This window comes from Occallatibacter riparius (assembly GCF_025264625.1).
GTDB lineage: Bacteria > Acidobacteriota > Terriglobia > Terriglobales > Acidobacteriaceae > Telmatobacter > Telmatobacter riparius.
The window spans coordinates 297,279-307,772 of the sequence record NZ_CP093313.1 but is presented as its reverse complement, the minus strand read 5'-3'; the positions used below and the strand labels follow the sequence as shown (position 1 = coordinate 307,772).

General features: G+C 62.0%; 5 protein-coding genes. 2 read left to right on the top strand and 3 right to left on the bottom strand.

Annotation, left to right across the window (positions count from 1 at the left end; all coding sequences use genetic code 11):
* Positions 1–13: 13 nt before the first annotated feature.
* From MOP44_RS01095 to katG, 3 genes are all read right to left on the bottom strand, one after another.
* Entirely contained in the window at positions 14–3,601 is a 3,588-nt protein-coding gene (locus tag MOP44_RS01095) for an ABC transporter permease/M1 family aminopeptidase (protein WP_260794050.1), read from the bottom strand.
* Positions 3,602–3,611: 10 nt separating this feature from the next.
* Positions 3,612–4,484 carry an ABC transporter ATP-binding protein gene (locus MOP44_RS01090; RefSeq protein ID WP_260796717.1) on the bottom strand — a complete coding sequence of 291 codons (873 nt, stop codon included), beginning with the start codon at positions 4,482–4,484 and terminating at the stop codon, positions 3,612–3,614.
* Positions 4,485–4,751: 267 nt separating this feature from the next.
* Entirely contained in the window at positions 4,752–6,986 is a 2,235-nt protein-coding gene (gene katG / locus MOP44_RS01085; RefSeq protein ID WP_260794049.1) for a catalase/peroxidase HPI, read from the bottom strand.
* 277 nt (positions 6,987–7,263) lie between these two features.
* On the opposite strand from katG, the gene MOP44_RS01080 reads away from it, so the two are divergent.
* A complete protein-coding gene (locus MOP44_RS01080; RefSeq protein ID WP_260794048.1) occupies positions 7,264–9,240 on the top strand; it encodes a DUF1800 domain-containing protein in 1,977 nt (658 codons plus the stop codon).
* 13 nt (positions 9,241–9,253) lie between these two features.
* Positions 9,254–10,486 carry a DUF1501 domain-containing protein gene (locus MOP44_RS01075; protein WP_260794047.1) on the top strand — a complete coding sequence of 411 codons (1,233 nt, stop codon included), beginning with the start codon at positions 9,254–9,256 and terminating at the stop codon, positions 10,484–10,486.
* Positions 10,487–10,494 lie beyond the last annotated feature (8 nt).

Genomic DNA, 10,494 nt, shown 5'->3' with positions numbered 1-10,494 from the left:
CAGCCCGATTTGCCTAGGGCACGATATCAACCTTCTTCATGTTGTCGTCGGGGACGCGATCGACGAGGAGAAGCAGGGGATCGATGCCGCCCTTGTCGGGTACCGATGAGCTGACGAAGGTGTAGGTTCCTCCCTTGCCGGTCATGTGGACCTGCTGCCGGACGAGAACTTTGCCGTAGCGGTCGCCCTTGGCGGGAGCGGCGAGCGCGCCAACCTCGATCCAGTCGTCGACGGGGATTTCCTGCTCTGCGCCCTTGGCGTCGGCGGTGTACTTGTGTGTTTCGACCTGGACGGTCACGTCGTATTTGCCGTCGGGACGCTTGTGGGCGGTGGCGCTGGTGGTGCGGTTCGAGAACAGGGTGATGTCTTCGAACAGGTCTTTGAGCAGGTACTGGTACTGCTGGGGGGTCTCGCTGCGCAGCGCGTCCACGAGCGCCCAGGAAGTGGGGTAGGGCGGCTGCGCATAGCGATACTGCGCGAGTACCTTGCGGAGGGCGCGGTTGATGGCGTCTTCGCCGATCATCTGGCGGAGGTAGTACATGACCACGCTGCCCTTGCGGTAGTGGATGTAGCCCTGGCTGGCTTCGACGCGCATCAGGGGGCGCTCCTTTAGGCGCTCCGTGCCGCGCGAGCGCAGGTAATTGTCCATCTCATACTGCATGAATTTGCGCATGGTGTCGGGGCCGTACTGCTTTTCCATCACCATGAGCGCGGAGTACTGGGCGAGGGTTTCAGACAGCGACGTTGCGCCCTGCATGTTGGCGCCGACGACCTGGTGCGCCCACCACTGGTGGCCCATCTCATGGGCGACGACGTAGAAGACCATGTCGATGTCGTCGGGCTTTTCAATGTCGGCGATGAAGCCGATGGATTCCGAGTAGGGCATGGTTCCTGGGAAGGCCTGCGCAAACGAAGCGACGCGCGGAAACTCGACGATGCGCGCCTGCTTGTTGTAGTAGGGGCCGTAGTTGGTGGTGTAGTAGGCGAACGACTTCTCGATGGAGCTGACCATCTTGGAGACGTTCCAGGGATGCTCCTTGAGGTAATAAACCTCCACGTCCATGTCGTTCCACTTGCTGCGCTGCACCTGGTAGCGGGCAGAGATAAAGGAGTAGAAGTTCAGGGCGAAGTGGTCGAGCTTGTACTCGTAGAAATTGCGGCCATCCTGTTGCCACTGGCGGAGGAGAGAGCCGGGCGCAATGGCCATCTGGTCGGCGCTGGTGCTGATGATGGTGTCGACGTTGACCCAGTCAGAGTTGTTGCTGATGTAGGAGTCCATGCAGCCAGTGGTGCAGTTGCGCACGAGCTCGGGCATCAGGTCTTTTTCTTTCAGCTTGAAGCGGCGGCGATCGTTGGGATCGGTGAGCTCGTTGTTTTCCTGGTAGCCGATCTGGGGCACGGAGCTGGAGTTGAAGAAGCTGCCGTTCTGGACGACGCCGGTCATGGTGAGGGTGTTTTCGAAGCCCTTGGGATGCGACTCAACGTCGAAGTTGAGGGTGCGGACTTCTCCGGGGGCGAGTGGGGTGGTGAGCTTGTATATGCGATAGCCGAGGCGCTTGTCATCCTGGGCAAGCTGCATGCCGGCCATGTCGACGGTGGAGGTGAAGTTGCGGTCGAGGGATAGGTGGAGCGCGTCGATGGGAGCGGCGGTTTCGTTCTTGATCTGCTCGGACCCGCGCATCACCAGCTCGCGCGTTGCGGGATAGATGGCGATGTCGTAGTGGACATCGGTGACGCGCGGCTGAGGCAGGTGTTCGAAGCGTTTGTAGTTTTTCTCGTAGTCGGCTTGGCGCTGGAGAGTGTCGTTATTGCTTTCCACTTGATTCAGCACTTCAGTGTTGTAGTAGACCCAGCCGACGACGGCGATGAAGGCAACGGCAGCCAGCAGAGACAGGGCGCGGACGGGGCCGCGAAAGCGCTGCTGCGCGTGGACGAGGCGGGCCTTCCAGCGGAGGTCTTTGCCGCGCGGCCAGAACAGGATGGTGGCAGCGGCTACGAGGCAGCTGAAGAGGATCCAGTAGATGGCGAACCAGGTCCAACCCTTCATCCAGGGCTGATAGCCGAAGAAATCGGAGTAGGTCATTGCCGGCAGGCTGCCGAACTGGACCATGCGGGTGCCGACGTGCAGCGGCCGCCACATAAAGGTGTTGGCGACGACCGCACCGATGAAGGCGAAGTAGCCTACGTACTTGTTGGGCGAGAGAACGTGAATGAGGAAGGCGAGGGCCGCGAGGAACGCGAAGCGGAGGAGATCCTGGCCTAGCAGTGTCTCGATGTAAAGGCCCAACTGGAAGCGCGTATAGCCGTCCGCAGCCTGGACCCAGATGGCGACAATCATCACCACGACCTGAATGGTGGCCAACGCGGTGATCAGGGCAATGAACTTCGCGACGTACGAAGGCCACTCGGGAACGGGAAGGGCGTCTGAGACTTCGTCGGTTCGGGCGTCGCGTTCTTCCCAGACGAGGACGCCGGCGAAGAACGTGATCAGTGCGACGAGGAACAAGTAGAGGGTTCCGGCGATGATCTGGAGCAGCGCATAGGTGACCGGCCGGGTTGTGAGGCCGAATCCCTGGCGAGCGCTGAAGATGAGTGCGCCGACGCTGTTTAGAAGCGCGGCACACGTGATCACGATGAACGAGACGGTCTTGAGCAGGCGACGGTACTCGATGCGGATGGAAGCGAGAAGCTGGCGCCAGCGCGCGGCTGCGCCGTAGTTCAGCGTGACGGTGGTGCGAATCGCGGGACTAGGGATGGCTGCTATGGCGTCGGAATCGTCGAGTTTCTTGCGGGAGGCGCGGGCCTGCCGCTCGGCGAAACTGAAGCGCCAGCAGCAGAACGCGAAGATGAGGATGCCGACGGCGAGCCAGATGAGGCGGTTCCAAAGGAGAAGACCGGTTAGGCCGAGGGCATGCGTGTTGCGATCGGCGACGGTCCAGTACTTGGTCATCAGCGCAAACGCGTTGTTGCCGAATGGGTCAACCATGGCGGCAAGCTTTTCGTTTTCGAGCTTGTCCGTGAGCACGCCGGCAACGACGTTAGCTACTAGAAGACCCAGGCCTCCAAGGAAAGAGACCACGGTGCTGCGGGTGAGGGCAGCGATGGTGAAGAGAATGGCTGCGATGAAGAGGGTGTTGGGCAGCGCGAAGATGAAAATGCCGGACAGGTGTGCGGACCACACCACAGGGCCGAAGCGGTCGGCATCGGCCCATGGCATGACTTTTGCGAGCAGCGCGCCGAGGGAGATTCCCAGCATGGGGATGGTGGATATGACGACTGCGCCGAGGAATCGCCCGATGAGAAAGTCCAGCTTGCGGATCGGCTTGGTGAAGACGATCTGGTGCATGTTGTAGGCGAATTCACGGGCGGCGGCCGAGTTGGCGAAGGCCGTGACCATGAGCAGCGTAATGAACCAGAAGATGGAGTAGTACTGTTCGACGACGTAGGGGGCATTGCGGAAGGTGTTGCCGATGGCGCCGCCGACCTGGACCTGGTCTGTGCTCATGGGCAGCAGCGTAAGCAAGCTGACGATGGCCGTAAAGACCCAGAGCATGACCGAGCGCAGCCAGTAGCGGACTTCGAACCAGAAGAAATGCAACATGCGCGCCCTCCTAGTTGAGGCCAGCAAGGCTGGCGAAGAAGACATCTTCGAGATCCGGAGCCACGGGAACGAATCCGTCGTCGGGGAGGGAATCGGCGAAGACATGGATTTGCGGACGGCCGGCGACGAGCTTGTTGGAGATGACGTGCATGCGCTCGGTGTAGTCCTTGACTTCGTCGCGCGCTATGGACTTGCGCCAGACCCTTCCTTCGAGGCTGTGCACGGCGCGGTCGGGCGAGCCGGCGAAGAGGACTTTGCCGAGGTGAATGATGGCCATGTTGCTGCACAGCTCCATCACGTCTTCGACGATGTGCGTGGAGAGGATGACGATGACGTTGTCGCCGATTTCGGCGAGGAGGTTGTAGAAGCGGTTGCGCTCGCCGGGGTCGAGGCCGGCGGTGGGCTCGTCGACGATGAGCAGGCGGGGATTGCCGATGAGGGCCTGCGCGATGCCGAAGCGCTGGCGCATGCCGCCGGAAAATCCGGTGAGGCGTTTGCGACGGTGCTCCCAGAGGTTCACGCGGCGCAGCATCTCGTGCACGACTTCGCGGCGTTCGCGATGGCTGGTGATGCCCTTGAGGAGCGCGATCTGGTCGAGCATCTCCTCGGCATTCACGCGAGGGTAGACACCGAAGTCCTGGGGCAGATAGCCGAGGACCTTGCGGACTTCGTCCTTGGAGCGGAGCACGTCAAGGCCGTCAAGCTGGATGGAGCCTGAGTCGGGTTCCTGGAGAGTGGCGATGGTGCGCATCAGCGTGGACTTGCCCGCGCCGTTGGGGCCGAGCAGGCCGTAGAGGCCCTGGGGAATGGTGAGGTTGACGTTGTCGAGCGCGCGCACGCCGCCTTTGTAGACCTTGTTGAGGTCTGCAATCCGAAGCTCCATCACTGGCTCATCCTCCAACGAGAATCGGGACGCAACTGCATTTCTGAGGTGAGCGCAGATTGATGGCGCAAGCCTCAGGCTGGATCGGGCCCGTTCAGGGGAATAAACGGTACATAGAGCCTAGCAAGCAATTGCAGCGAGGGCGACGGAATTGTGACAGGTCGGATTGGACGCTTCAGGAGGGAATAGGGAATAGGGAATAGGGAATAGGCTGTCCTGATCCCCGGGGCCTTGCAGCGGCTGCGGGGACCAGGACGAGGCTAGTAATTAGACGGCGACGGCTTCGGCTTCCGCGGTGACCTTAGGGACGGTGAGGTCGAAGCGGTCGAGGTTCATGACCTTGCTCCAGGCGGCGGCAAAGTCGTGGACGAACTTCTGCTGCGCGTCGCTGCTGGCGTAGACTTCGGCAACGGCGCGGAGCTGGGAGTTCGATCCGAAGACGAGGTCGACGACGGTGGCAGTCCACTTGAGCTCGCCGGACTTGCGGTCGCGGCCTTCAAGGACAGCTTCGTCCTTGTCGGACTTCGCCCACTTCGTGTGCATGTCGAGCAGGTTCACGAAGAAGTCGTTGGTGAGGATTTCGGTGCGGCTGGTGAACACGCCGTGCTTGGAATTGCCGTGGTTGGCGCCGAGCGCGCGAAGGCCGCCGATGAGGACGGTCATCTCGGGCGCGGTGAGCCGAAGGAGTTGCGCCTTGTCGAGCAGCATTTCAGAGGCGTACTTCTCGCAGCCCTTGCTGACGTAGTTGCGGAAGCCGTCAGCCTTGGGCTCGAGCACGGCGAAGGAAGCGACGTCGGTCTGCTCCTGCGTGGCGTCAGTGCGGCCCGGAGCGAAGGGGATCTTCACTTCGTGGCCGGCCTTCTTCGCAGCGGATTCGACGGCTGCGTCGCCGCCGAGAACGATGAGGTCAGCGAGCGAGATTTTCTTGCCGCCCTTTTGGGATGAGTTGAATTTCTGCTGGATGGCTTCGAGCTTGGAAAGCACCTTGGCCAGCTCAGCAGGTTGATTGACTTCCCAATCCTTTTGCGGGGCGAGGCGAATGCGCGCGCCGTTGGCGCCGCCGCGCTTGTCGCTGCCGCGGAAGGTGGAGGCGGAGGCCCATGCGGTGGAGACGAGCTGGGAGATGGACAGGCCGGAGGCGAGGATTTCGGATTTGAGGGTTTCGGCGTCCTTGTCGGTGATCAGCTCGTGGTCGACTTCGGGGACCGGGTCCTGCCAGATCAGCGCTTCCTTGGGAACGAGGGGGCCGAGATAGCGGGAGCGCGGACCCATATCGCGATGGGTGAGCTTGAACCAGGCGCGAGCGAAGGCGTCGGCGAACTCCTCGGGATGCTCGAGGAAGCGGCGCGAGATCTTCTCGTAGGCGGGATCGAAGCGCAGGGCCAGGTCGGTGGTGAGCATGGAGGGCTGATGGCGCTTGGCGGGATCGAAGGCGTCGGGGATCTGGTCCGCGCCTGCGTCGCCTTTTGGCTTCCACTGGTGGGCTCCGGCGGGGCTCTTAGTCAGCTCCCAGTCGTAGCCGAAGAGATTCTCAAAGAAGTTGTTGCTCCACTTGGTGGGCGTCTTGGACCAGGTGACTTCGAGGCCGCTGGTGATGGCGTGGGTGCCGTAGCCGGACTCGTAGGTGCTCTTCCAGCCGAGACCCATATCGGCGATGTCTCCGCCTTCGGGCTCTGCGCCGACGTGGCTGGCGGGGGCGGCTCCGTGGGTTTTGCCGAAGCTGTGGCCGCCGGCGATGAGGGCGACGGTCTCTTCGTCATTCATGGCCATGCGGGCGAAGGTTTCGCGGATGTCGCGGGCGGCGGCGACGGGGTCGGGGTTGCCGTTGGGGCCTTCGGGGTTCACGTAGATGAGGCCCATCTGAACCGCGCCGAGCGGATTGGCCAGCTCGCGCTCGCCGCTATAACGCTGGTCGCCGAGCCAAGTGGTTTCGGGGCCCCAGTCGACGTCCTGTTCGGGCTCCCAGATGTCGGCGCGTCCGCCGCCGAAGCCGAAGGTCTTGAAGCCCATGGATTCGAGGGCCACGTTTCCGGCGAGGATCAGGAGGTCGGCCCAGGAGAGCTTCTGGCCGTACTTCTGCTTGATGGGCCAGAGGAGTCGGCGGGCTTTGTCGAGGTTGGCATTGTCGGGCCAGCTATTAAGGGGGGCGAACCGCTGCGAGCCCCGTCCGCCGCCGCCCCGGCCATCGTAGATGCGGTAGGTTCCGGCGGAGTGCCAGGCCATGCGGACGAAGAGGCCGCCATAGTGGCCGAAGTCGGCCGGCCACCAGTCCTGGGAGTCGGTCATGAGGGCGTGAAGATCCTTGACGACGGCATCCAGATCAAGGCTTTGGAACTCTTTGGCGTAGTTGAACTCCTCGTCCAGGGGGTTTGAGAGCGAGGACTGCTGATGGAGGATTCCGAGATTCAACTGGTTCGGCCACCAGTCGCGGTTGCCCTTTGCACCCGCCGAAGCATGCTTGATCACTCCACCGGAAAAAGGGCATTGAGATTCGCCAGACATAAAGCCTCCTATTGGCTGCCGTTGAGTAGCCAAATCAGTATAGGAGCCGGGCGACGATTTGAATGAGTGATCTTGTCAATTGTGTCGATAGGTTTGGTCAATCGAAACAGGGACAAAAATAGGGCGCGGCTCTCAGCGCGCCCCGGAGTGCGTTTGCTACTGATGGTTTGACTACGGTGTTGCGAAAGGGGTTAGGTTTGTCGCAACTTTTGTATTGGGATGCCGTCCGACAAAGTGGCGGGTCACGCCAGCTATTCCCCCTCCCGGAGTCGTTTCCATGTCTGTCAGGTCTCCTCTCGCAGGGTTGCTGTGTATTCTTCTGGCGTTCCCCATGCCTGGATTGGCCGCGGCGGACGCGAAGGCGCGGCCGGAGTATCACAAGGCAATGCAGGGAGACGAGCGCATTCTGCATGCGCTGAACCGGTTCACCTTTGGGCCGCGGGCCGGCGATCGGGACGCTGTGCGTGGGCAGGGGCTGGATGTGTGGTTTGAGCAGCAACTGCATCCCGGCACAATCGACAATCGGGATATGGAGGAACGGCTGAAGGAGTATCCAGCCATGCGGCTGAGTCCGGCGGAGCTGCTGGTGCGGTTTCCGAACAACGCGGTGATGAGGCAGGTGGCGAACGGGAAGCTGACGATGCCGGAGCACGGGGTTCTGCATACCGTCTACGCAAACCAGGCCGCGCGCGTGGCGCTGAAGAAAGAGGAGAAGGCGCAGGCGAATCCTAGTGCGACTACGCCGACCGCGGAGAACGGGATGATGGCGGAAAATCCGAAAGCGGAGACGGCTGCATTTCGTGATCCGCAGGAGACGCGAACGTTGATGGCTCTGGAGCCGCGCGACAGGCTGCTGCGGCTGATGGCGATGCAGGGGACGGAACTCGATCAATTCATGAAAGGACTCAGTGGCCCGGAAAAGCTGGCGCTGGTCGCCGGGTTCACGCCGGAGATGCGGGAGACGCTGGGCGATCTGGAAGCGCCGGAGCGGACCGTTGTGGAAGAGCTGATGTCGCAGCGGCTGACGCGCGATATCTATTCGAGCGCCCAGTTGCAGGAGGTGATGACCGACTTCTGGTTGAATCACTTCAACGTGTTTCTGCGCAAGAACGAGGCGACTCCGTATCAACTTGTGAGCTACGAGAGGGATGTCATTCGGCCCAGAGCGCTGGGACATTTCGAAGATCTTCTGGAAGCGGTGGCGCACTCGCCTGCGATGCTGATGTACCTGGACAACGCCGAGAGCATCGGGCCGGATTCGCTTGCCGCAGAGCGCGCGCATGAGGCGCGCAATCGCAAACCGAATAAGAAGAAAGTAGACCAGGGACTGAACGAGAACTATGCGCGCGAGCTGATGGAACTGCACACACTCGGCGTGAACGGCGGATACACGCAGGCGGATGTGGTGCAGGCCGCGCGCATCCTGACGGGGTGGACGGTGGACCAGCCGCAGCGCGCCGGCGGGTTCCGCTTTGAGGAGCGGCGGCATGAGCCAGGCACAAAGAAGGTGATGGGCAAGAAGTTCAAGGAGCACGGCGAGCAGGAAGGGCGCGACCTGCTCCACTTTCTGGCGACGCGTCCGGCTACGGCACAGTTCCTTTCGCGCAAGCTCGCGGTGCGGTTTGTGAGCGATGATCCGTCGCAGGCGTTGGTAGACCGGATGGCGAAGACGTACATGGCAAGCGATGGCGACATGGCTGCTGTGATGCGCACGCTGTATCGGTCTCCTGAGTTCTGGTCGGAGGATGCGTATCGCGCGAAGGTGAAGACGCCGCTGGAGTTTGTTGTGTCGGCATTGCGAGCAAGCAACGCAAATGTAGAAGAGATGCGGCCATTGATTCAGGCGCTGCGCGAGATGGGGATGCCACTCTACGGTTGCGTTCCGCCGACGGGATATAAAGAAGACGCTGCGGATTGGGTTTCAACCGGCGCGCTCGCGAACCGGATGAACTTCGCATTGAAGCTTTCTTCGAATCGGGTGAAAGGCGTGCAGGTGGCGTGGACAAGCACTGCAAGTGCGGGCGATGTCCACGAGGAAGAGGCGCGGCTGGAAGGCCTTGTTGTCCCGGGCGGATTGAGTGACGCGACGCGGACGGCTCTGCTGGCTTCAGTGGACCAGCAGGCGCAAGCGAATTCGGCAGCTCCAACAACGATCGCGGTGAACGATGGCGCGCCGCGGGCGCCGGCAAGCAGTGCGCAGGAGCAAGCATTAGCGGGACTGCTGCTGGGCAGTCCGGAGTTTCAGCGCAGGTGAGCGGGGAGGCGAGATGAATCGGAGATTCTTTCTGCACAGGGGCGCATTGGCACTGGCCGGTACGACGGCGCTTCCGCAGTTCCTGGTGCGTTCAGTGCTGGCGCAGGCCGGCGCAAATCCTGGCCGGCGGGTTGTCGTGATTTTCCAGCGGGGCGCCGCGGATGGGTTGAATATCGTGGTGCCGTACCGGGAGAAGAACTATTATTCGATGCGACCGAACATCGCGATTCCGCAGCGCGAGGTGCTGGATCTGGACGGGTCGTTCGGTTTGCATCCCGCGCTGGCCGCTTTCAAGCCGCTGTACGATGCGGGGCACCTGGCGATTGTGCACGCGGTGGGTTCGCCGGATTCAACGCGGTCGCATTTCGATGCGCAGGACTATATGGAGTCGGGTACGCCGGGGGTGAAGCTCACGGACGATGGGTGGCTGAACCGCGCGCTGCAGGCTGAGGACGTGAGGCATCGGCAGGAGCATACGGCGTTTCGTGCGGTGGCGCTGGGCGCGGAGGTTCCGCGGACGCTGGCGGGGAAGATACCAGCGATTGCGCTGAGCAATCTGAACAGCTTCTCAGTGGGAGGGCGCGTTGCTTCGGCGGTGCCTGCTGCGTCGGCGTTCGAATCGATGTATGGCGCGAGTGGAGACCGGATCTTCCGCGCTGCGGGCGAAGAGACGTTCGATGCGATGAAGATGCTGCGGGCGGCGAATCCCGCGCAATATGCGCCGCGCGCCGCGTATCCGAACTCGGAGTTTGGCAACAGCATGAAGCAGATTGCGCAGTTGCTGAAGGCTAACCTTGGTGTGGAGGCGGCGTTTACGGATGTTTCGGGATGGGACACGCATCAGAACCAGGGCGCTGTGAACGGACAGCTTGCAAACAGGCTGCGGGATTTCAGCGCGGCGATTGCGGCGTTCTGGCAGGACATGGGCGACGACGCGGGGAATGTCACGCTCGTCACGATGTCGGAGTTCGGACGGACCGCGCATGAGAATGGCACAGGCGGCACGGATCATGGTCACGCCAATGTGATGTTTGTGCTGGGCGGCAGCGTGAAGGGCGGACGCGTTCACGGCCAGTGGCCAGGGTTGGCGAAAGAGCAATTGAACGAGGGGCGCGACCTGGCGTTGACGACCGATTATCGCCAGGTGTTAGGTGAGGTTCTGACGAAGACGCTCGGACCGGGTAATCTTGAGGCGGTGTTTCCGGGCGCGCGGCTTGGGGCGAAGCCGGTTGTCGGCGTGGTTTAGGCTGCGTG

Bases quoted from the DNA above. Each gene is read 5' to 3' on its own strand.
- MOP44_RS01080 (WP_260794048.1), top strand. From the start codon at position 7,264: ATGTCTGTCAGGTCTCCTCTCGCAGGGTTGCTGTGTATTCTTCTGGCG.
- MOP44_RS01075 (WP_260794047.1), top strand. From the start codon at position 9,254: ATGAATCGGAGATTCTTTCTGCACAGGGGCGCATTGGCACTGGCCGGT.
- MOP44_RS01095 (WP_260794050.1), bottom strand. From the start codon at position 3,601: ATGTTGCATTTCTTCTGGTTCGAAGTCCGCTACTGGCTGCGCTCGGTC.
- MOP44_RS01090 (WP_260796717.1), bottom strand. From the start codon at position 4,484: ATGGAGCTTCGGATTGCAGACCTCAACAAGGTCTACAAAGGCGGCGTG.
- katG (WP_260794049.1), bottom strand. From the start codon at position 6,986: ATGTCTGGCGAATCTCAATGCCCTTTTTCCGGTGGAGTGATCAAGCAT.